General features: G+C 46.2%; 18 protein-coding genes and 1 rRNA gene. 15 read left to right on the top strand and 4 right to left on the bottom strand.

What is annotated here, in order from left to right:
* From KFE26_RS21390 to KFE26_RS21380, 3 genes are all read right to left on the bottom strand, one after another.
* Positions 1-205, bottom strand: a 16S ribosomal RNA gene (locus KFE26_RS21390); the annotation flags it as partial.
* A 978-nt stretch (positions 206-1,183) separates the two neighbouring features.
* The gene (locus tag KFE26_RS21385; protein ID WP_006083558.1) at positions 1,184-2,089 is read right to left on the bottom strand and encodes a helix-turn-helix transcriptional regulator; all 906 of its coding nucleotides are present in this window, start codon (positions 2,087-2,089) and stop codon (positions 1,184-1,186) included.
* Between the two features lie 55 nt (positions 2,090-2,144).
* Complete coding sequence (locus KFE26_RS21380; RefSeq protein ID WP_131525795.1) at positions 2,145-3,017, bottom strand: formate dehydrogenase accessory sulfurtransferase FdhD; 873 nt, start codon at positions 3,015-3,017, stop codon at positions 2,145-2,147.
* A 337-nt stretch (positions 3,018-3,354) separates the two neighbouring features.
* On the opposite strand from KFE26_RS21380, the gene KFE26_RS21375 reads away from it, so the two are divergent.
* The 13 genes from KFE26_RS21375 to KFE26_RS21315 all read left to right on the top strand — a co-directional run bounded on the left by KFE26_RS21375 (position 3,355) and on the right by KFE26_RS21315 (position 19,146).
* Positions 3,355-3,819: a DUF3305 domain-containing protein gene (locus tag KFE26_RS21375; protein ID WP_105250549.1), complete on the top strand. Its 465-nt coding sequence runs from the start codon at positions 3,355-3,357 to the stop codon at positions 3,817-3,819.
* Positions 3,819-4,499: a DUF3306 domain-containing protein gene (locus KFE26_RS21370; RefSeq protein WP_212601643.1), complete on the top strand. Its 681-nt coding sequence runs from the start codon at positions 3,819-3,821 to the stop codon at positions 4,497-4,499. Before KFE26_RS21375 ends, KFE26_RS21370 begins: the two co-directional genes overlap by 1 nt.
* 188 nt (positions 4,500-4,687) lie before the next feature.
* Positions 4,688-6,349, top strand: coding sequence for a 4Fe-4S binding protein (locus KFE26_RS21365; RefSeq protein WP_212601645.1), 1,662 nt, complete (start codon positions 4,688-4,690; stop codon positions 6,347-6,349).
* A gap of 10 nt (positions 6,350-6,359) precedes the next feature.
* On the top strand, positions 6,360-7,037 hold the full coding sequence (locus KFE26_RS21360) for a molecular chaperone (protein ID WP_113940321.1): 678 nt from the start codon (positions 6,360-6,362) through the stop codon (positions 7,035-7,037).
* A 177-nt stretch (positions 7,038-7,214) separates the two neighbouring features.
* The gene (locus KFE26_RS21355; RefSeq protein WP_113940320.1) at positions 7,215-7,406 is read left to right on the top strand and encodes a twin-arginine translocation signal domain-containing protein; all 192 of its coding nucleotides are present in this window, start codon (positions 7,215-7,217) and stop codon (positions 7,404-7,406) included.
* A 24-nt stretch (positions 7,407-7,430) separates the two neighbouring features.
* Entirely contained in the window at positions 7,431-10,283 is a 2,853-nt protein-coding gene (locus tag KFE26_RS21350) for a formate dehydrogenase subunit alpha (RefSeq protein WP_212601644.1), read from the top strand.
* A 26-nt stretch (positions 10,284-10,309) separates the two neighbouring features.
* On the top strand, positions 10,310-10,906 hold the full coding sequence (gene fdh3B, locus KFE26_RS21345; protein ID WP_006083566.1) for a formate dehydrogenase FDH3 subunit beta: 597 nt from the start codon (positions 10,310-10,312) through the stop codon (positions 10,904-10,906).
* Positions 10,907-10,955: 49 nt separating this feature from the next.
* Complete coding sequence (locus KFE26_RS21340; RefSeq protein ID WP_113940318.1) at positions 10,956-11,984, top strand: formate dehydrogenase subunit gamma; 1,029 nt, start codon at positions 10,956-10,958, stop codon at positions 11,982-11,984.
* Between the two features lie 396 nt (positions 11,985-12,380).
* The gene (locus KFE26_RS21335; RefSeq protein WP_105250556.1) at positions 12,381-12,581 is read left to right on the top strand and encodes a twin-arginine translocation signal domain-containing protein; all 201 of its coding nucleotides are present in this window, start codon (positions 12,381-12,383) and stop codon (positions 12,579-12,581) included.
* Between the two features lie 17 nt (positions 12,582-12,598).
* On the top strand, positions 12,599-15,451 hold the full coding sequence (locus KFE26_RS21330; RefSeq protein WP_212601642.1) for a molybdopterin-dependent oxidoreductase: 2,853 nt from the start codon (positions 12,599-12,601) through the stop codon (positions 15,449-15,451).
* Between the two features lie 29 nt (positions 15,452-15,480).
* A complete protein-coding gene (fdh3B, locus tag KFE26_RS21325) occupies positions 15,481-16,050 on the top strand; it encodes a formate dehydrogenase FDH3 subunit beta (RefSeq protein WP_105250558.1) in 570 nt (189 codons plus the stop codon).
* A 79-nt stretch (positions 16,051-16,129) separates the two neighbouring features.
* On the top strand, positions 16,130-17,113 hold the full coding sequence (locus KFE26_RS21320; protein WP_105250559.1) for a formate dehydrogenase subunit gamma: 984 nt from the start codon (positions 16,130-16,132) through the stop codon (positions 17,111-17,113).
* A gap of 449 nt (positions 17,114-17,562) precedes the next feature.
* A complete protein-coding gene (locus tag KFE26_RS21315) occupies positions 17,563-19,146 on the top strand; it encodes a methyl-accepting chemotaxis protein (RefSeq protein ID WP_212601641.1) in 1,584 nt (527 codons plus the stop codon).
* A gap of 117 nt (positions 19,147-19,263) precedes the next feature.
* On the opposite strand, the gene KFE26_RS21310 is transcribed toward KFE26_RS21315, so the two are convergent.
* Positions 19,264-20,382 carry a hypothetical protein gene (locus tag KFE26_RS21310; RefSeq protein ID WP_212601640.1) on the bottom strand — a complete coding sequence of 373 codons (1,119 nt, stop codon included), beginning with the start codon at positions 20,380-20,382 and terminating at the stop codon, positions 19,264-19,266.
* 228 nt (positions 20,383-20,610) lie between these two features.
* Between KFE26_RS21310 and KFE26_RS21305 the strand changes: the two genes are divergently transcribed.
* Together KFE26_RS21305 and KFE26_RS21300 are read left to right on the top strand one after the other, a co-directional pair.
* The gene (locus KFE26_RS21305; RefSeq protein ID WP_212601639.1) at positions 20,611-22,152 is read left to right on the top strand and encodes an esterase-like activity of phytase family protein; all 1,542 of its coding nucleotides are present in this window, start codon (positions 20,611-20,613) and stop codon (positions 22,150-22,152) included.
* 132 nt (positions 22,153-22,284) lie between these two features.
* Complete coding sequence (locus tag KFE26_RS21300) at positions 22,285-23,175, top strand: hypothetical protein (protein WP_212601638.1); 891 nt, start codon at positions 22,285-22,287, stop codon at positions 23,173-23,175.
* The last annotated feature ends 195 nt before the right edge of the window (positions 23,176-23,370 follow it).

The following is a 23,370-nucleotide window of genomic DNA, read 5'->3' as shown; positions in this document are numbered from 1 at the left end:
TCCCCTCCTTTCCCCCGTAGGGCGTATGCGGTATTAGCAGTCGTTTCCAACTGTTATCCCCCTCGACTGGGCAGATCCCTAGGCATTACTCACCCGTCCGCCGCTCGCCGCCTCAGGAGTAAACTCCCTTGCGCTGCCGCTCGACTTGCATGTGTTAGGCCTGCCGCCAGCGTTCAATCTGAGCCATGATCAAACTCTTCAATTAAAGTTTTTTTGCTTCCGTCTTGCGACTTCAGCGGCTCAATGAATTCTGATTTTTTTGTTTCTCGCACTCCCTATAAAAGAAGGGCCGAAACAAACTGTACATATTACTATGAACACTCATTGTTACATTGATTTAAATTTTGACTGCCAACCCGAAGGTTAAGCAGTTTCGATTAACTCAACACCTGTGAGTGTCCACACAGATTTCTTGTTTTATCTTGTTAAAGAGCAACTCAACCTCATAAGAGAAGGTGAGTACCACACTGAGCGCCGAACGCTTCCAGTTGGCTAGGGCTGCGTATTCTACGCATTTCCCGTTTCGCGTCAAGGAGTTTTTACAACTTCTAGCTGCGATTGAATTAAGTGCCATTCTCAACGGAGAGTAACCTGCTTAATTCAACCTAACTTGTCAGCTGGCTTTCGCTGACTGCCGTGTCAGTGGATGCGCATTATAGGCAGCAGAAGATTTTATGCAACCCCTATTTTAAGGAAATTTGCAGTTAATGCTAATTATCTAATCTAGCCACAAGATACACACCACTTACCCCCAAAGTTATCCACAAAAATAGCGCTTTATCTGTAATTTGGCCCAATTGATTGCCAGCGTACAGTATCAAGACAAAGGGATTATGAGCATGAATGCTATCAGATTTAAATGAGAATAACGGCTGCTCGAACCGGAATATCTCACCTCCACTTTTATATAGAGTCGTTAATGGGAGAATGACGGGGAACAACAGAAGAAGATGACACTCTGAGTGTATTTGGCGATGAAGATACTTTACCTATATATAGTAATTGCCTCCCACCCACCCACCATAGAAAGTCGAAACGACGTAATCAGCAATAGAAAGAGGGTCTCTTTGATACTTATTCGTTAGTAGCTGACTACATTAGATATCAGCATGTAGTAGCAGTAATAAGTAGTTCAGAGACCATTCAACTCTATTCACCTTAATCCATTATCGAGTTGAGTGGATTAGCTCGCACTCCATAGCAGTTGTCCGCAGTCTGTAAGATCATAGCCACCAAGTAGTGCCGCCATTTGCCTCGAGTGACCGCTCGCCAACATAGTAAAAAGTTGTTGAAGTTGACGACGGAAGTAAATGCTTTGCGGCATAACGAAATCGAAAGACTCTTTAATCAGCGGCACGAAACTTAAACCACTTTCCAAAGCCACAGATTGACAACCAAAACCAATATCGGCATCCCCCCTAGCGATATAACCCGCCAACTCGCGTTCACTATAGGCAGTTAGCACGACATTAAGTTGATCTAAGCGAGCACCTTGCTTTAATAACCAATGCTCTAAGTGCTGTTGGCTACCTGCGCCCCCCTGACGACTCACCCAACGCCAAGGCAAGTTCACGACTTTATCTTCTTCTTGGCATCTGTGGTGCATATCGGCACGCATGATCAACCCTTGCTGACGGGAGTAACCATGCACCATGATCCATTGTTGATGGTTGTTATAACCTTTAAGTAAAGCTGGGTGGCGAATATTTCTATCCTCCATGCTACCCCAGTGTAAGGTGCACACATCGGCATAACCTTTAGCAAGCAACTCTAACCCTAAGCGTGAACCTGTTGCGCTGTAGCTTATCAACTCACGGCTACCAACTTGCGCCATCAAACGCGCCACCAGCATAGATAATAGTGGATCGTCACTACCAGTGATCAATAAACGGTCGGTCAGCATGCCACTGTGGCAAGAATCCATTACCCAACGGTCGATTAACACTTTCGGAAATAGCCATTTACCGGTGATTTTAGTGGCGGGGAGAATTCTGTCATTAGCCATGGCGTAGACTTTTTTCTCATTAAGATCTAAATACTCGGCCACTTGCTTCGCGCTCATGTAGACCAATTCACTGGCAGACGTCATCTTGTTTCCTTGTCTTATTCTTCGTTACTGCATGTAAGTCTTAGCTGACTTGAGGCTAAGGAGCCGTATTGGCATCAAACTGCAGATTTTCACTACCGTGGTACACCAAAAAGTGACGACCTTTGGCGCGGGCAATAATAGTAATACCCAACTGCTGCGCTAGTGCTAAGCCCATCTGAGTCACGCCACTGCGTGATAGCAAAATAGGGATCCCCATTTTGGCGACTTTAATCACCATTTCCGAAGTTAAGCGGCCAGTGGTATAAAATATCTTATTATCGCCGCGATCCTGAGTCAGCCACATATCCCCAGCCAAAGTATCGACGGCATTATGACGGCCAACATCCTCGACGAAAGCCATAATTTTATCGTCTTCGCACAAGCCGCAACCGTGTACAGCACCCGCATTTTTATAGGTTTCGTTATATTCGTTGATATTTTTCAGTAAGCTATAAAGGGTGCTTTGCTTAAGACTTGGCGTTGGTAAATTAATGCCGTCTAAATCTTGCATAAAACTGCCATAAACCGTGCCTTGACCACAACCTGATGTCACCGTTTTTTCAGAGAGTTTCTCATCAAGATCAGCGGTTTGTTCACGGGTAACCACGGCTGCAGAACTCACATCCCAATCGACGATAACAGAGTCCAGTAAGCTCACATCCGAAATAAAGCCTTGGTTCTTAAGATAACCTAACGCCAGTGACTCAGGTTTCGCCCCTAGGGTCATAAGTGTCACTATTGGTCGCCAGTTCAAATACACGGTAAGCGGACGTTCGCAGGCGACAAATTTATCCAACACTTCCCCGGCTTCATTCACTGCTTTTACAGCAATGGTTAGCGGTACTTCCACTTGAGTTCTCACAAAAGAACACTGATGCTGAGTTTTTTGAGAAGGATTGGCTACCGCTATTTCGCTATCTGTGCTCATGTTGTTATCAGGAATAGTGATATTTTCAGAGATCATAATGTTACCGCTTAACGAGTCATGGCCAGAGCATAGCAATATTTATACCTAGACATAAAAATTGGGGTTAAATGCGTGATCTGCCGCAATGCTGATTTTTCATTAGCCCTTTTATGTCCCAAACAAAATCCTGTACTGGACAAAATGTCCAATTTATAGGGTGTTTTTGATGATCTAGCTCAAACTAATCCACTATGTTTACTGGCACCAATATTGCAGTGACCTTTTATCGCAATTTGTTGGTAAAACCGAACCGTTCACTCTACGGTTTGTCCATCAACACGGCTGAGACGGAGAGACAATGCAACATACAACTAGTGTTTGGCCTATGTACGTTTCACTCAAGAAAGTAGAGAAGCAAGTTGGCCGCTGGACCTCAGTACAATGGGAAATTGATCACCTACTTCCCGCCACCCATCAAGCCCCAGACGATGCAACCTTAGTGCTACTCGAACTGCACAAAGACGAACGCGCCAGCTATCGCCTCAATCTCGATTTAGATAACGCCATGCTGTATTTAGTATGTGATGAAACGGCCGATGGCACTTGGATACCGGCGGCATTATCGGCGGATCAGAATGTCGCGGCGGGTTGTCTTGAGGGCAATACCCCTGTCCTCAACTTATTGATGCCAAAAGCTATCGCTTGTTGGATTGAAGCCTTTATCACCCAATATGGTGAAGTCGAAATTGCCGCTCATCGCCGTAAACATGTCGATGGCCGTAATAATCAAGGCCCGAGTCACGATCCATTACGGAGGGACTAATGGCTGAATCCATACAAAAAACAGGCGGGCTACTGAGTCGCTGGAACCAACGGCGCGAACAAGTTGCAGCAGAGGAAGCGCGAGCTGACGGGGAAACCACACCTCTGGAGACCATCGTAGCCGAGCCCACTATGGCAGTTGAGCAGCTTCAACCCACAGAGTCAGCCTTTGAACCTAATACTGCAGAGCATGACGATCCTAATCGCATCCTCACTGCAGCGGATTTACCCAATCCCGACGAAATTGAAATAGGCGGCAGCTTTGCAAGTTTTATGGGCGCCAATGTTGACCCTGCGGCTAAATCTGCAGCGCTACGTGCACTGTGGAAACAACCGCATTTCAACGAGATAGATGGGCTTTTGGAATATGCACTCGATTACAGTAATCAACCGAAACTCAGTGCAGAAGTCTCAGCTGAATTGATGCAAAAAGTCTTCCGTTATATAGCCGAAGACAGCGAGACCTCGGATGAAGAATCAGCTGCTTTAGCCAAGCAACAAACTGAAGAAAGCAATCCATCCGCGAGTCTTGATGTAAGCGAAACAACAACTCATGAGACTAATGAAGTCGAAATCGAATGGGCAGTTGAGCCGATAACGGACAATTTGGATGGGGAGACTGATGACCTACCCCAAAATGCACCAGAGCCCTTAGCTCAGGTACATACCCGAGTTGTTTAACGTCAGTTTAGCTAATTTTAATGTCCGTAACTTTGGTATGTGAATTGCTGTACTAAGATATAAAAAGCTTAGATAAAAGCAGAAAAGGCAATGACTTACTTATTACCAGCCGCCTAAATCTGCCCAGATACAGTAAAACAAGAAACAGCCAAAGTACTGTTCAGGAACGCAATGTGAGCACTTATTTGATGACCAATCAAACCCAAGAAGCGTTAAAACAAGCGCGACAACAGGTATTAACGCAAACTCAGATGTTGCAGAATCTGATCCCGCCAACCGTCAGCTATACCACCGAAGGCAATGTTCTTATTATTGGCCCAGAAGATCTGGCTCGCCTCGCCGCGGACAAATTGTCCACTATGGCCCATCGGGTAATTTTAGCCAACGAAGCCATTACCAGCCAAGATGAAGCGCACCTAGAACGTGTCATGGCAGCGGCAACTGATGTCGAAAGCTATTACAACAAACTCATTGGCGTAAAAGGCTTTTTAGGCCAATTTCAAGTCAGTGTTGAACATCAAGATGGTGCAGCCGAACTCAGTTTAGTGTCAATCCGTAAACCCCATTTCGATATCGTGCTCGATTTGAGCAGCGCAGCTTGTTTGAACTTAGAAATGCTGCCACCCGGCTATTTTTACGTGGGCCAAGACGCTGAAAAACTCGAAGATGCCCTTGCGCAAATTCCCGATCTCATAGGCCAATTTGATAAGCCGCGCTACGTCAAAATTAACCCAGATATCTGTGCCCACGACCGCAATGGCATCAATGGTTGTAATCGTTGCCTCAACTTCTGTCCAGCAGATGCGATCAGCAGTGTCGCAAAGAAAATTGAAATCGATCCATATCTTTGCCACGGCGCAGGCAGTTGTACCAGCGCTTGCCCAACGGGTGCTATCAGTTACGATTTACCTACGCCGCAAGCTTTGCATTCATACCTTAACAAAATCGTTAGTCGGTTCCGCGAGCAAGCACAAACCGCACCAGTGATCTTGTTCCACGATAATGCCGTCGGCGCCAACTTTATTAGCGACGATTTAGCAGGCGACATCATCCCCGTTGCCCTCGAAGAAATTACCGTTGCTAGCGTAGATCATTGGTTGTCAGTTCTCGCTTGGGGCGCGCGCCAAGTGCTGATCCTCAACACCGATGCAACAGCGCCAACCCTAACGCAAATGCTTAAAGGCGAACTGTCGTTAGCCAATAGCATTTTAGATGAAATGGGCCAGCCACAACGCATTAGCCTCATCGACCCGAGCATGCTTGCCGATTTAGATTCGATGCTCGATATCAGCTTAGATTGGCCCGTGATTGTGCCCGCCGCATTTGCCTCGACCACTAAACGCAATACGCTATTTGAAGCGATCGACCACCTCAATAGCCAAGCGGGTGAAATCGATACTTGCCTCAGCCTCAACAATATTCCCTTTGGCAAAGTCAGTGTGAATGTAGAAAAGTGCACTATGTGTATGTCCTGCGTGGCAATTTGTCCCACGATGGCATTACAAGATGGTGGCGACAAACCTGCACTACACTTCATCGAGCAAAACTGCGTGCAATGCGGTTTATGTGAGGCAGCGTGTCCTGAAAAAGTGATAAGCCTTACGCCACAAATTAACTTTGATAAAGCTGCCCGTCAGCAACAACACACCCTGAAAGAAGAAGCCCCCTTCGAATGTATTCGCTGCGGCTCTCCTTTTGCGACCCAATCTATGGTGCATCGGATGCTGGATATGGTCGGCGCGCACAGCGCATTTTCTGCCAATATTGAACGCTTGAAAATGTGTGGCGACTGCCGGGTAAAAGACATGTTTGAAGACATTCTTCAAGATCCTGAAAAGCAACTGCGATAAGAGATCCGCTATGACCGAATCAGTAAGACAAGTTTCAGAAAACGATCAGTTGAGAGCCGATATCTATCAACTGTTAGCCGCCCTATTGCGCCGTCAGCCAAGCCCTGAACTGCTACACTTTTTGGCCAATCTTGAAATTGATGCCAATGAAGACAACGAGATGACTAAAGCTTGGTTATCACTCCAACTCGCCGCACAGCAGTTCAACAGCGCACAACTAGAAGACGAGTATTTTGCCCTGTTCCTCGGTGTAGGTTGCGGTGAGATCCTGCCCTACGGCAGCTGGTTTATGACGGGCTCATTGATGGATAAACCACTGGCATTGCTACGCCAAGACTTAATGCAACTAGGGTTTGAACGCGAAGACAACGTCAAGGAACCCGAAGATCACGTTGCAGCCCTGTGTGAAGTGATGGGAACCCTGATTTTAGAAGCGCCAAGTTATCGCCAATTGGCTTTTTACCAACGCCATATCGGCAGCTGGATTGGCCGTTTTTGCGACAATTTAGCCAAAGCGCCAAGTGCGGCGTTTTACGCCACGGTTGCACAGCTAGCAAAAGCTTTTTTTGCAATGGAAGCCAGTGCTTTTGAGCAATTAAGCTTAGATATTCCAGTCAATTGCCCAGGCAGCGCAGACTTACAGCCAGCCACCAGCGATTTAGCAAAACCAGTAGAGTTAATGAACTAAGACTAAACTGAGTGATAGCGCGGCATGTGCGTGCTAAATGTAAATGTTAGAGATGAGTTCAAACTGCGAAGGTGAGATTAATGTTTACCTTAGCAACAATAACGGAAGCTTAGGCTTCCACAATAACCGAGGTGGTAGCCGTTTGTACCACCTTATCCAGTAACACAAGGAGACACTATGAAGAAGCCAGCTTCCGACATGGGCCGTCGTCAATTGCTTAAAGCATTGGCACTCGGCAGTGCGGCAGGCGCAGTGGTCACTGTGAGTAGTCAAGCGTTAGCTTCGACAAAAACGGCAGCAACCACAGAGCCTAAAAGTGAGAACTACCGCGAAACCGACCATATTCGTAGCTATTATGCGTCGCTTTAAAACTAAAATAGAGGAGAGTGTGTGATGCGATTAACCCGCAAAACAGACCAGGTTGTCGAAACTAAAGCGCCAGCACTGGGTCTCAATCGTCGTCAATTCTTAAAATCGGCAAGTCTTGCCACAGGAGGGATCGCTGCGGCGTCCATGCTGGGCACAGGCATGATGCGTAAAGCACAGGCCCAAGAAGATATTGGCCATAATGTTCCCACCGAAGTCAAACGTACCATCTGTTCTCACTGTGCCGTAGGTTGTGGTGTGTATGCAGAAGTACAAAATGGTGTATGGACGGGTCAAGAACCCGCATTCGATCACCCGTTCAACGCTGGCGGTCACTGCGCGAAAGGTGCTGCACTGCGTGAACATGGTCATGGCGAAAAACGCCTGAAATACCCCATGAAGTTAGAAGGCGGAAAATGGAAAAAGATCTCTTGGGATCAAGCGATTAATGAAGTCGGTGATAAAATGGCTTCAATTCGTCAAGAGTCAGGCCCAGATTCAGTCTACTTTATGGGTAGCGCTAAGTTCTCTAACGAACAAGCTTATTTATATCGCAAATTCGCGGCACTGTGGGGCACGAACAACGTCGACCATTCTGCCCGTATTTGTCACTCTACCACGGTAGCCGGTGTTGCTAACACTTGGGGCTACGGTGCGCAAACCAACTCAATCAACGATATTCGCAACTCTAAGTGCATCATGTTTATTGGGGCAAACCCCAGTGAAGCGCATCCTGTTGCCATGCAGCATATTTTGATTGGTAAAGAACGCGGTGCCAAAATCATCGTTGTTGATCCACGTTTCACCCGTACTGCAGCGAAATCTGACGAGTACGTGCATATCCGTCCTGGCACAGACATTCCCTTCATTTATGGCCTGTTATGGCACATATTTGAAAACGGCTGGGAAGATAAAGAGTTTATCAAACACCGTGTCTATGGCATGGATCGTATCCGCGAAGAAGTGAAGAAGTATCCCCCTGAAGAAGTTGAGTTAGTTGCGGGTGTACCAAAGGCGCAGATGTACCGCGTCGCCAAAATGATGGCTGAAACCAAACCCGGCACCATTATTTGGTGTATGGGTGGTACTCAGCACCACGTGGGTAACTCTAACACTCGCTCCTACTGTCTTTTACAGTTAGCACTGGGCAACATGGGTGTACCTGGCGGCGGCACTAACATTTTCCGTGGCCATGATAACGTGCAAGGCGCAACCGACTTTGGTTTGTTATTTGATAACTTACCGGGTTACTACGGTTTAACGACTGGCGCTTGGGCCCATTGGAATAATGTGTGGGATCTCGACCCTAATTGGGTAGCGAGCCGTTTCGATCAAGGCGAATATCTAGGACAAAAACCGCAAACCTCTGCGGGTATTCCTTGTTCGCGCTGGCACGATGGCGTGTTAGAAGATAAAACCAAGATAGCGCAAAAAGACAATATTCGTCTGGCGTTCTTCTGGGGACAATCGGTCAACACTGAAACCCGTGGCCGTGAAGTGCGTGAAGCCTTAAACAAAATGGACACCGTCGTCGTTGTCGATCCATTCCCAACCATGGCGGGTGTTATGCACCAACGTCAAGATGGGGTTTATTTACTTCCTGCAGCAACCCAGTTTGAAACCTACGGTTCAATCTCTGCGACTAATCGCTCAGTACAATGGCGTTCTAAGGTCATAGAACCCCTGTTCGAATCCCTGCCTGATCATGTGATCATGTACAAACTCGCCAAAAAAGTGGGTATAGATAAAGAGCTATTCAAGCATATTAAAGTCAATGGTGAAGAGCCTTTGATTGAAGATATCACCCGCGAATTTAACACAGGTATGTGGACTATCGGTTATACCGGACAAAGCCCAGAGCGTTTAAAAATGCACCAAGAAAACTGGGGTACTTTTGATGCTGACAGCTTAGAAGCACCCGGTGGTCCAGCCAAAGGCGAAACCTACGGCTTACCTTGGCCTTGTTGGGGCACACCAGAGATGAAACATCCTGGTACCCAGATTCTGTATAACGAAGCCAAACATGTGAAAGACGGTGGCGGTAACTTCCGTGCTCGCTATGGTGTGGAACATGAAGGCAATAATATTCTTGCCGAAGGTACTTACTCTAAAGGCAGTGAGATCCAAGATGGCTATCCTGAATTTACCGCCGATATGCTTAAGCAATTAGGTTGGTGGGATGACCTGACCGAAAACGAGAAAAAACACGCCGAAGGCAAAAACTGGAAAACTGACATTTCCGGCGGTATCCAACGTGTTGCTATCAAGCACGGCTGTATCCCTTACGGTAACGCTAAAGCTCGTTGTATTGTATGGACATTCCCAGACGATATTCCACGCCACCGCGAACCACTTTACACGCCTCGTCGTGACTTAGTCGCTAAATACCCCACCTACGAAGATCGTATGGTTGCACGTTTACCGACACTGTATAAGTCAATTCAAGACAAGGATTTTGCTAAAGACTTCCCATTGGCACTCACATCAGGCCGCCTAGTGGAATATGAAGGTGGTGGTGAAGAATCCCGTTCTAACCCTTGGTTAGCTGAACTACAACAAGAAATGTTCATCGAAATGAACCCTGCTGATGCAGCGGATCGCGGTATTCGCGACGGTGACAATGTTTTTGTTCATGGTCCAGAAGGCGCCAAAATCACGGTTAAGGCTATGGTGACACCGCGCGTTATTGCCGGTGAATGTTTTATGCCATACCACTTTGCTGGGGTGTTTGAAGGCGAAAGCCTAGCGAAAAACTATCCAGAAGGCACTGTGCCTTACGTGATAGGCGAATCTGCAAACACCATTTTAACTTATGGCTACGACGTTGTGACTCAGATGCAAGAAACTAAGTCCAGCCTATGCCAAATCAGCAAAGCCTAACCTACTTGATGAGGAGATAAGCCATTATGGCAGTCATGAAATTTCTGTGTGACACCAAGCGCTGCATCGAGTGTAACGGTTGCGTCACTGCATGTAAGAACGAAAACGACTCCGCTCTCGAGTGGGGAATTCAACGTCGCCGCGTGGTGACGATCAACGATGGTCTACCTGGCGAAGCCTCAATTTCAGTGGCTTGTATGCACTGTACTGACGCTCCCTGCATGGCCGTATGTCCGGCAGATTGTTTCTACCGTACCGAAGACGGCATAGTGCTGCACAATAAAGATACTTGTATCGGTTGTGGTTATTGCTTCTATGCTTGTCCATTTGGTGCACCGCAATTCCCGAAAAAGACTGCCTTTGGTAGTCGTGGCAAGATGGACAAGTGTACTTTCTGTGCCGGTGGCCCAGAAGAAACCTTCTCCGAAGCTGAGCGTAAAAAATACGGTGCCAACCGTATTGCTGAGGGCAAGTTACCTATGTGTGCTGAGCTTTGTTCTACTAAAGCGCTGCTCGCAGGTGATGCGGAAGTGGTATCAAACATTTACCGTCAACGTATGGCCTCTCGAGGCAATCCTAACGTGATTTGGGGTTACAACCCCAAGACAGGTGAGATTAACTAAGCAGAGCGAGGGTTAGGGAGAAATCCCTAACCTCTGGCAAGGAGTGAAAATGTTAAACAAACAGTTAAACAAATCACTGCGCAGTCTGTTTGCTCTGTTGGTGCTCGTCATGGGATTGGGATTAGGTTCAGTCATGAGCTCAAACCCAGTACACGCAAGTGATCAGCAATCGAGTCAACAACAGGCGAAAGCGCAAACCAGCGATGCCGATCTTTGGCGAGCGGTAAAAGCAGGCGATGCCGGCTATACCACTGCCAAAGGAATAGATACTGGGGTGTTGATTAACGTTGCCGGTAACCAAGGTAAAGAACTGAGAAATGAATACTTAACCCCCGTCATGGCGCTAGCCGTGGTAGGTGTGTTTGGTGCTTTCTTATTGTTTTATCTGGTGAATGGTCCATCAAAACTGAGTCATGGCTTTTCAGGCAAGATGGTTTCGCGCTGGTCAAAGGCGGATCTGTGGATCCATTGGATCATGGCGAGCAGCTGTCTGGCACTGATGTTTACCGGTCTAACCATAATGTTAGGTAAGCATGTCATACAACCAATGTTAGGCCCCGACCTTTGGGCGCCATTGATCTATGGCAGCAAAACAATCCACGATTGGGCAGGTCCCATTTTTATCGCGGCTTGGGCTGTATGTGTGGTGAAATGGATGCCGTTACAAACCTTCAAGATGTATGATTTGAAATGGTTTTTAGTGGTAGGTGGTTATATCAACTTTGGCCCGTTCAAAGGTAAGCACCCTGACAGTGGGTTTGCTAACGCCGGTGAAAAAATGTGGTTCTGGACCCTGATGTTGTTTGGTTTATTCATCAGCGTATCTGGCATCATGTTGGTATTGCCAGGCTTGGATTTACCCCGCGAAGCCTCTATGGGCGCGCTGCTGATCCACTCTATCAGCGCCATTATCTTGATTGCCTTTACTATAGTGCATATTTGGATGGCGACCGTACTGAGCGAAGGCGGTATGGAGTGTATGAAGTCAGGTTATTGTGATGAAAACTGGGCAATCCAGCACCACAACCTGTGGTATGACGAAATCAAAGCCAACGGCAGCTTAAAGTATAAAGACTAAGTTAAACCGCAGCTTTTACATCCTCAAAACACCCCGCATCGCGGGGTGTTTTTTATTCACACTGTTCCCCATCGCATTAATTAGAAAGTACAAAAAATTAACAACTGAAACAGCGAGATACAAAAATCCGCCAACGCCCTCTTCCCCAGTAGTTCACTAAACTATGAGCGAGTTAACGCTTTAAGAGAACGGCCGCCGATTTCAGGGCTGCAAACTGTCCTAGATCAATTCCTACTCAACCCTTTCCTACTATATTGCCGTCACGCGCGATGATTGATGGTAAACAAGATGATTTCATTATCTTTTCCGTCGCTAATCTTCACTTTTTGATAACAAGATAAACCCCACAAAAAGCCGTGCGATCTCAAAAACTAAACCCTAATTTCAGGAGTCAGCATGAAGCAGCAACCCAGCGATTTATCTCGCCGATCTTTGCTCAAAGCGCTCACCGTCGGCAGCGTAGCGGGTGCCGCCATTGCCGCAACCGGCATGAGCGTGGCACAGGTCAGCGAGAGCAGCAAGGTAACCACTAAAGAGTCAAAGGGTTACCACGAAACTGCGCATATCAGCAGCTATTACGATAGCTTGCGCAGCTAATCTAGGAGAAGTCAGCGATGAAGTTAACTCGCAAGTCTAATATTGCCACAGTGGCAGACAAACCGGCGTTAGGCATCAGCCGTCGTCAATTTATGAAGCACGCAGGTATCGCTACTGGTGGTATTGCCGCAGCATCTCTGATGGGCACAGGCATGATGCGTCGTGTCGAAGCCAAAGAAGTACCGCATGATGCGCCAATCGAAATCAAACGTACTATTTGTAGTGCCTGCGCCGTCGGTTGTGGCCTGTATGCCGAAGTACAAAATGGTGTGTGGACGGGCCAAGAACCCGCATTCGACCACCCATTCAACGCTGGTGGTCACTGCGCGAAAGGTGCTGCACTGCGTGAGCATGGTCATGGTGAAAAACGCCTGAAATATCCAATGAAATTGGTTGATGGCAAGTGGAAAAAAATCTCTTGGGAAGATGCTATTAACGAAGTGGGCGACCAAATGCTCAACATTCGTAAAGAATCTGGCCCAGACTCAGTGTACTTCATGGGTAGCGCTAAGTTTTCTAACGAAGGTTGTTACATGTACCGCAAGTTGGCGGCTATGTGGGGCACAAACAACGTCGACCATTCAGCTCGTATTTGTCACTCTACCACGGTAGCCGGTGTTGCTAACACTTGGGGCTACGGTGCGCAAACTAACTCTTTCAACGATATCCAGAATGCTCATGCCATCTTCCTGATCGGGGCAAACCCAGCAGAAGCGCATCCCGTTTCGATGCAACATATTCTGATCGCTAAAGAAAGAAACAACGCCAAAATCATCGTCGTTGACCCACGTTTCTCTCGCACTGCAGCGCATTCAGACTTGCATTGTGCAATTCGCCCAGGCACTGATATTCCTTTTATTTACGGTATGTTATGGCACATTTTTGAAAATGGTTGGGAAGATAAAACCTTTATCAAGCACCGCGTTTTCGAGATGGAAAGTATCCGTGCTGAAGTAAAGAAGTTCCCACCTAAAGAAGTCGAAAACATCACTGGTGTGAGCGAAGCCGAGGTTTATCAAGCGGCTAAATTAATGGCTGATAACCGTCCTGGCACTGTGATTTGGTGTATGGGTGGAACTCAACACCACGTTGGTAATGCCAACACTCGCGCTTATTGTATTCTGCAATTAGCACTGGGCAACATGGGCGTTTCAGGCGGCGGCACTAACATTTTCCGTGGCCACGATAACGTACAAGGCGCAACTGACTTAGGTTTGTTATTTGATAACTTACCCGGTTACTACGGTTTGACCTCAGCAGCATGGAGTCACTGGACCCATGTTTGGGATCTGGACATGGCATGGGTGAAAGGTCGTTTCGATCAAACAGCCTACCTTGGCAAAGATCCAATGACGACACCGGGTATACCTTGTTCTCGTTGGCACGATGGTGTGTTAGAAGATAAGAGCAAGTTAGCACAGAAAGATAATATCCGTATGGCGTTTTTCTGGGGACAATCTGTCAACACTGAAACCCGTCAACGTGAAGTGCGTGATGCCTTAGACAAGATGGATACAGTCGTCGTTGTCGACCCATTCCCAACGATGGCAGGTGTTATGCACCGTCGTAAGAATGGCGTATATCTGCTGCCTGCGGCAACTCAGTTTGAGACTCACGGTTCAGTATCTAACTCAGGCCGTTCTATCCAGTGGCGTGAGAAAGTCATCGAACCACTGTTCGAGTCTAAAACCGACATCGAAATCATGTACCGTTTAGCCCAAAAACTGGGTATTGCCGAGCAGTACACTAAACGCATCGCGATTGAAAATGGTTTACCTGTTATTGAAGAAATCACCCGTGAAATCAACCGCGGTATGTGGACTATCGGTATGACAGGTCAAAGCCCTGAGCGTATCAAGTTACACACCCAAAACTGGGGCACTTTCAGCAACAAGACGTTGGAAGCCGCAGGCGGCCCAGCTAAAGGCGAAACCTACGGTTTACCTTGGCCATGTTGGGGAACGCCAGAGGCTAAACACCCTGGCACTCAAATCCTCTATAACCAAGCCAAACACGTTAAAGACGGCGGTGGTAACTTCCGCGCCCGTTACGGTGTTGAATATAAAGGTCAAAGCATTTTAGCCGATGGCACTTATTCTAAAGGCGCTGAAATTCAAGACGGTTACCCTGAATTTACTGCCGATATGCTCAAACAATTGGGTTGGTGGGATGATCTGACGGCGGAAGAAAAAGCGGAAGCCGAAGGTAAAAACTGGAAAACAGATTTGTCAGGCGGCATAGTGCGCGTGGCGATCAAGCACGGTTGTATCCCCTTTGGTAATGCTAAAGCTCGTTGTATTGTTTGGACTTTCCCTGACCAAGTCCCTGTGCACCGTGAACCGTTATACACAGCACGTCGTGACTTAGTGGCGAAATACCCAACCTATGACGACATGCAAGTACACCGTCTCCCTACGCTGTATAAGTCTATCCAAGACAAAGACATGAGCGGCAAGTACCCGCTGGTACTGACATCGGGTCGTCTGGTTGAATACGAAGGTGGTGGTGAAGAATCTCGCTCCAACCCTTGGCTGGCTGAACTTCAACAGGAAATGTTCGTTGAGATAAGCCCTGCCGACGCTGCCGATCGCGGCATTCGTAATGGTGAAGATGTCTGGTTAGAAGGCGCCGAAGGTGGCCGTATTAAGGTGCAAGCCATGGTTACCCCAAGGGTAAAACCCGGCGTTACCTTTATGCCATACCACTTTGCGGGTGTGATGCACGGAGAAAGTTTGGCGCCTAATTATCCAGAGGGAACAGTGCCTTACGTTATTGGTGAATCTTGTAACACTGCGCTGACCTATGGTTATGACCCTGTGACACAAATGCAGGAAACCAAGGCATCACTCTGTCAGATTGTTAAAGCGTAAGTGCAGCTTAAGCTAGGAGAATTGCCATTATGGCTACAATGAAATTTTTGTGTGATACCAAGCGCTGCATCGAATGTAACGGTTGTGTCACTGCCTGTAAAAACGAAAACGACTCCGCTCTCGAATGGGGTATCCAACGCCGCCGCGTAGTGACAATCAACGATGGTCAACGTGGTGAAGCCTCAATCTCTGTCGCCTGTATGCATTGCTCAGATGCACCTTGTATGGCGGTTTGCCCAGCAAACTGCTTCTACAGAACCGACGATGGCATAGTGCTACACGACAAAGATGCCTGTATTGGTTGCGGTTACTGCCTGTACGCCTGTCCATTTGGCGCACCTCAGTTCCCGAAAAAAGGTGCCTTTGGTAGCCGCGGTAAGATGGATAAATGTACCTTCTGTGCCGGTGGCCCAGAAGAAAACCACTCAGATGCAGAGCGCCAAAAATACGGTTCAAACCGTATTGCCGAAGGCAAACTGCCTATGTGTGCAGAACTGTGCGCGACTAAAGCCCTGTTAGCGGGTGATGCCGAAGTGGTTTCAAGCATCTTCCGTGAGCGTGTGGCTTATCGTGGTGCTAAAAACGCGGCTTGGAATTAATTCAGGTCAACAGGATCTGTCCACAGACTTAGCTTAGCGCCTATCTAGATAGGCGCGACTAAGTGAGAGAGGATGTATGATGAACAAATGGTTCAAACACATAGGTTTAGCCATAGCACTATTATTTAGTGCTGTGTGTATAGCCAATGGTGGTGATGAACTGGCGAATCAAGTTCAACAGTCTGATGCCCAAATTTGGGCGCAACTGAAGGATGGTGCCACGGGATACACTACCTCCCAAAGTGAGTTTCATGCTCAGCCGATCAATACCTATGATTTACGAGTATTGGAGCTGCGTAGCGACTGGTTAGCGCCTGCCTTAATGGCAGCACTATTCGGTATGATCATTATCTTTGTCCTATTTATCAAGGTGAATGGCATCTCCAAGCTGCACCATGGTTTTTCAGGCAAGTTAGTGCATCGCTGGTCTAAGTTTGATGTTTCAATCCACTGGTTAGGCGCAATTCCATGCTTACTGTTGATTTTAACAGGCTTAACCTTATTAGCAGGTCGCTTCTTCTTCCAACCTTGGTTGGGCGAAGGCATCTGGGAAGCAATCGTCTATGGCGCGAAACAAATCCATGATGTGATGGCGATTCCCTTCATGATAGGTTGGGCATTGATGACCACCCTATGGGCGAAAAACCAACTGCCAAAAATGTACGACGTAAAGTGGTTCATGGTAGTAGGCGGTTACATTAACTTTGGTCCGTTCAAAGGTAAGCACCCAGATGCAGGTTTTGCTAACGCGGGTGAGAAAATGTGGTTCTGGGCATTTGCCCTGTTTGGATTAGTCATTTCAGCCTCGGGCATGTTATTACTCTTCCCTAACCTGTTCGAGCCAAGCCGTACATTAAGCTTGATCGCCCTGGTACTGCATTCAGTGAGCGCTATCGTGATCTGTGCTTTCTCTATCGTACACATCTTCATGGCAACTGTGATGTCAGAAGGTGGTATGGAATGTATGGTGTCAGGCTACTGTGATGAAAACTGGGCAAGCCAACATCACAACCTATGGTTTGATGAAATCAAAGCCAACGGCACGCTTAAATATAAAGAATAAGACTGAAATCTAGTTGTAGGTATTCAAAAAATACTTAGCCACTAGCAAACGTAGAGCCCCCGTCAATCACTACTGGCGGGGGCTTTTATTTCAGCATTAGTCATCGGCTTTAAGTATATGTCTGAATTACATTTTGAATCATTTGTAGCATTTGAGTTCGAGATCACAAAGACCAATTTAAATGCTAAATCACTGTAAAAAAATTGCATGTATCATAGTTATTTAATAATAAAAACAATCATCTAGATAAAAGTTGAATTTAAACAACACAACATTTCGTAACTTAGCAACCAACCAGATGCAACACCAATAAAACAATTCAATTAAAAACAGTATCTTAGTAGACATTTCCATAAAATACTCTCTTGCTGGCTAGCTCACGCGCACGCTAAAATTACCTATAGCGTAATTAAATTACGCATTGCTGCTTTTTATCCTAGAAGGTCACCATGTTTAAAAATGCCAAAACCAGTACATTGACGGCATTGCCATCAGTGTTTACAAGTATCTTACTGATCATCATAGGTATTTCGTGCTATCGCAGTTTTAACGAACTCGGTGAGACCAGTAAAAGCCTAGTCGATAACACTCAGCTCGCAGAAACTTTCACTACAGTACGAGAATCCTTTTTTGAGCTGCGCTTAGCCACCTTAGTCCACAACGGTAAAGCTATCGCAGATCAACAACATAAGGTTGCACAACTCGTCTCTCAACTGACCAAATTTAATACCGACTTCATGGGCGCTGATGCTCAAGCTATTCACACTCTTTTACCACAAACAGAACATTATGTTCGTCTCTACCAAGAAGAACTGGCACTCGCTAAACAAACTGGAGCAGTACCTGAGCTAACCGCTGAGCGTGCTGCGCTCGGGCCTAAGGTCAGTAATCAAATCAACCAATTAGTCACGCTGATCACTCAGCGAAATCATGAGTTAGGCAAACAAGCTGAAGATAAAGTCACCTCAACAGAAAGCATCCTACTGGGATTGATCTTGTTCGCGATTGTAGCGTCACTCTTCAGTGCCCTCATTATGAGTAAACAACTCGTCCACATAATCAATGAGATAAAACGGGTAATGGAACGTCTTGCCCATGGCGACCTAACTCATAAAACAAATATTAAAGGACAAAATGAGCTCTGCTCACTCGCAGAAGATCTCGACAGCGTGATAGGTAATCTACGTGAAATTATGTCTGAAATTACCCAAGCCTCGGATCATATGTCCGACCAAATTGGGCAATTGAATGTACAGTCAAATGCCAATAATCATGCACTGCAAATCCACGCCGTTGAAACCGACCAAGTCGTGACAGCCATGACTGAAATGAGCGCCACGGCCCATAATGTCGCGGGTGATGCAGCATCTGCAGCCCAGTTTACTCAACAAGCAAATGCGCAAGCGGATAAATCGAAGAAAGCCGTTGAACAAGCTGCCAACACTGTGATTGCCTTGGTCGCTAAAGTCGATGTCGCCGCTGATGCGATTAATGATATGAACGAAAATACTCGTCATATCGCCGCGATTTTGAATGTAATAGGTGAAATTGCCGATCAAACCAATCTGCTAGCGCTTAATGCAGCCATCGAAGCCGCCCGTGCAGGTGAACAAGGTCGAGGCTTTGCTGTTGTCGCCGATGAAGTTCGCTCACTGGCCGCGCGCACGCAAGCAAGTACCGCAGAAATCAACCAGATGCTGGAACAACTTTATCTTGGTGCCAATGCCGCCGTAACCGCAATGGAGCAAACTAAACACAGTTGCCAGCAAGCCGCCGATACCACCAATCTGGTAACGGAAAATCTCGATACCCTGACCACTTATGTGTTCGATATTAATGGGCTCAGTAATCAAATCGCCACCGCAGCAGAAGAGCAAAGTGCTGTGACCGAAGAGATAAACCGTAATCTGACCACCATTCGTGAAATGGTCGATGAACTGAATCAAAGCGGTAAAGCCACCCTCAATAGCGCAACCTCTTTGGCCGCGACGAAGGAACAACTCGTCGGCGTGGTCTCGCATTTTAAGCTTTAAGTTTATATTTACTCGTCCACTCCCGACACAAATCCCTTGCGTGTCATGACTCGCAAGGGATTGCGCTTAATTTTTATTGAGTCGCTATTTAACTGCAAAGAACGTATCAAGTCACGGCTACTGAATTAACCCAGCTGTCACAAGATCACAGCTAGCATCACGGAAGATAATTGCAGCATGAAGATTATGATCACCCTCTAATACGACTTTTCCTTGCTCGACAAAGGTAATGAGTAATTCCCCAGTATTAAGACGATGGGGAGTCGGCTTAGCAATATTGCCGAAACTAGGCTCAACCACTAATTCTTCAACACCTAATTGACCATCAGGGTTCAAACATCGACGCCACAGGGATAATCCACTATTGTCTTGAATTGGGTAAACATAATAAATATCAATATTACCATCTGGTCTGATAATAGCCTTAGCATCGTGCACTGTCACATCAGTCAAGTTAATAGGTACAGCCTCTGTCCAAGTCTCCCCTAAATTACTGGATAATCTAAAATGGGTCTTAGTAATATAGACAGGTTTACCGCTGGGCTGAGTTTTACTTGTGCGGAAGGATTTTTGAAAAAAATAGACGATATCACCACCGGAGAAAGATGAAAGATAAGGCATGAAACCTGAACTATTTATAGCCGAGGGGGTATCAAATTTGACGCCATCATGACTTAGTGCAAAATAAAGACTGCAACATTTTTTAGCGGTAAACACAATAGCAACGCTGTCGCGACTAACTCGATGAAATTTAATATTACTTGATGGCGAAATCGCATCCTTTAATAATACCGGTTCTATTTCGACTAAAACCCCATTACGCAATTTTGCTCGAAATACATCAGCCTCAGACTTAAAGCTGCGGGCCTCAAGATAATACAACCAATCTTCGCCATTAAAGTTAACTAAACTCACGGACGAGACTATATTAGAAGGAATTTCAGGTAAAATATTGGCTAATACCCCCTTATCTAACACGCCGTGATCAAAATTTAAATGTGTATACCTCAGCCAAGCTTTTTCCATATTATGTCCACTCCAAGATTCATACACTAAAGTATTGGATGTGTCAGATTGGATAAGGGCACTTATAAATTGAATAGCACCGGAGTGCTCTACACGCAGTATATTTTCTTTTTTTAAAGGCAGTTCATTGCCACTCGCAGTAAATGAACATGCAATAACAATATATATAATTACCCGCTTTATTATCCATTCATCAGGTAAAAATTTCATATTTATTCATCCTTAAATATTGAATACCACTAAAAAACTTCGGACTCAGCAAATCAACGATTAGCTATCGTCAGCATCCATGTAACGCCAACACACAGCATTACTCGTGAACACCGTATTCGTACTCAATACGTTAGGCGGCACTCTTGTCACATTTAGTTCACAGCCTAACTTTATATTACCTGCCAACAACATAGCTAATCACTTTAAGAATCAGGATATATTAAGATGAAAAATGGGCTCGTCACCTCAGGCTTGTGTCTGTCAGTTTTACTACTGAGTGCTTGTAATTCGGATGATAAAGACATCAGTAACCTGACCACACAAACCACATTAATTGGCGGTGATAGCCACTGCTGGATGGGCGGCACTCGCACGGATTCAGGTCTTGATAGCAACGATAACGGCAAGCTCGACAGTAATGAGGTGGTTGATAGCAGCTATGCATGTAACGCTGACCTTTTTACAGATAAAGCAGTGCATTTACCTTTCACTGTGCTGCGCGCTGATTTAGACAATGGCACTATGCCCGGTACTAAATTTGAAATTCGTAACGGCGGATATGGCTCTGATGCAGCGCCCAATCCCAATAATCCTATTCAATTTTATGCCCTCACCGATCGCGGCCCGAATGCGGATTACACTGGTAGTTTAGGCAAAGGTAAGATGTTTCCAACGCCGGACTACACACCACGTATCGGTTTATTTGAACTCCAAACCAATGGCACAATTACTAAGGTCAAAGACATCTTATTTAAACGCCCAGATGGCAGCTTGATCACCGGACTTCCTAATAGCAGTAGCCTTGGCGGCACAGGAGAAATCCCCTATGACGCAGCTGGAGAAGTCATTCGTCAAGACATGAGCCAGCCTTACAATGCCCAAACCAACCCCATCAAACTTGATGATTATGGGTTAGATTCCGAGGGTCTTGCAGCCATGGATGATGGCAGTTTTTGGGTCAGCGATGAGTATGGTCCACATATAGTGCATTACTCGGCTGCAGGCGTAGAAATAGCGCGGATTAATCCTTTCGCAGACGATAAGCGCAACTTATATAGCCTACCGGCAGAGTTTGCTCATCGCCGTGCCAACCGCGGAATGGAAGGGCTGACTATCACGCCCGACCAGTCGACACTTGTGGGCATAATGCAATCGACCATTTCTAATCCCGATAAGAGTGTTAACAATAATACCCTCACTCGAATCGTGACCATCAACTTGGCGACCGGCGCTATTGGCCAATATTTATATCAGCAAGAAATTGCCCAGAACTCTAACTCAGCGATCGTTGCCTTAAGTAACAGCCAATTTTTAGTGTTAGAACGTGATGGCAAGTTTTTTAATATCGACACTGATGTGATGAAGCATGTGTACAAGATAGATATCAGCGGCGCGACGGATCTCGAGACCGTCACTGCACAAGCTGATATAGCCCAAGATGCGGCGTTAGGTTTAACCATTAAAGGTAAAACCTTAGAACAGGTAGCGCTAAGCGATGGCTGGGAGGCACTTGCAGCCAATGGCATCATACCCGCGACAAAATCACTGGTGCTAGATATGGCTGCCAAAACACAATATCCCCATGACAAAATGGAGGGTTTGTGGCTAATTGATAATAAGCGTTTAGGTGTGCTAAATGACGACGACTTCGCCACTTGGAGTAATAACAACACCTTAGAACAGAAATATCTCGATAGTGCGCAAAGTGACATCGACGGCAACACTTTGTATATCGTTGACGACTTACCCTTATCAGCTGATAAATAACCATTAAGTATTCAGCCGCATGAGTCATCACTGTCTTTAGTGGTGGCTCATGACACACTCAAATTGCAATAGAAGTCGTTATAACGAAAGCATAAACCACATAACATCAGCACATCACTTAAGGATTAACCGATGAAAACAGCTTCACAGACGATGGCATCATTTACGTTAGTCTCAAGTGTCCTGCTCGCTTCATGTGTGGTACAAGCAAATCCTGTTGAAACATCAAGGGAATATAAGCTGCTGCTAGACCCAAGCCACTTTAATTACGCCACTCAAAGTACAACCGCAAATAACTATCTAACTGATGCAAAACAAGCCATTAGTAACGCAATTAGTCGCAATGTCACAGGCTCTTGGGCATTAACCAAAACACGTCAAGTAGCCTTCTATGACACCCCAACCAGTTGTCAGCTAAAGCAGTTAGGTTATATCTTTCGTGACCGAACGAGCGATGGCCAAAGTGAAGTGACGCTCAAATTTCGCAGCCCTGATCGATTTATTGCTGACTTTGAAGATCTCAGCTCACCCGATAATCAAGCCGACACAAAACTCGAAGCCGACCTCAGTACTGATATCAATAATGGCATCCGCATTGTATATAGTCATTCAACCACCACGCCAAACACCCGCACCTTAAATGATATGGCCGATGTAAATAGTCATTTTTCAGGCTTTGCCGACGCTTACGGTTTAAGTAACAATCTCACACTCACCAAAGTCGGTGGCCTTACGATTAATGAATATGTGTTTGAAGGCAGTGAAATCGATTTAGGTAGCATAGACGCCTCACTCGAACTCACGCTGTGGTACACCAGCTCCCCAAATGCCTCGCAGCAACCCGTTATTGCCGAAGCGTCCTTTAAATATAAAGATCCCAATGGCAATTACACCGCCAAAGTCGTGCAAAGAGCTAAGCTGGCTTTAGACGCTATGGCGCAAATGAGTGCGTGGAACTCAACGAGTTCGCTCACTAAGACTGCCTTTATCTATGCGGCAACACCCAATTTTTGCAGTCAATAGCAACACACAAATCAGCGTCGTTAACACTGCGGCATAAAGCCGCAAAACGGCTATTTTGGCAGGTAAACTAGGGTCTGTTGATCTTTCGAGAGTGATTTTTAGACAGCATGGCAAGACGTTATAATTTGCTTCGCCAAAAGTAACCATAACCTCAAGCCATGCCAAGACTTATGCTAACCGATGCACGCTGGGAAA

This window comes from Shewanella sp. M16 (assembly GCF_018224605.1).
Classification (GTDB): Bacteria; Pseudomonadota; Gammaproteobacteria; order Enterobacterales; family Shewanellaceae; genus Shewanella; species Shewanella oncorhynchi.
Note: the sequence above shows the minus strand (reverse complement) of the source record. Positions and strands in the feature narration are given on the sequence as shown.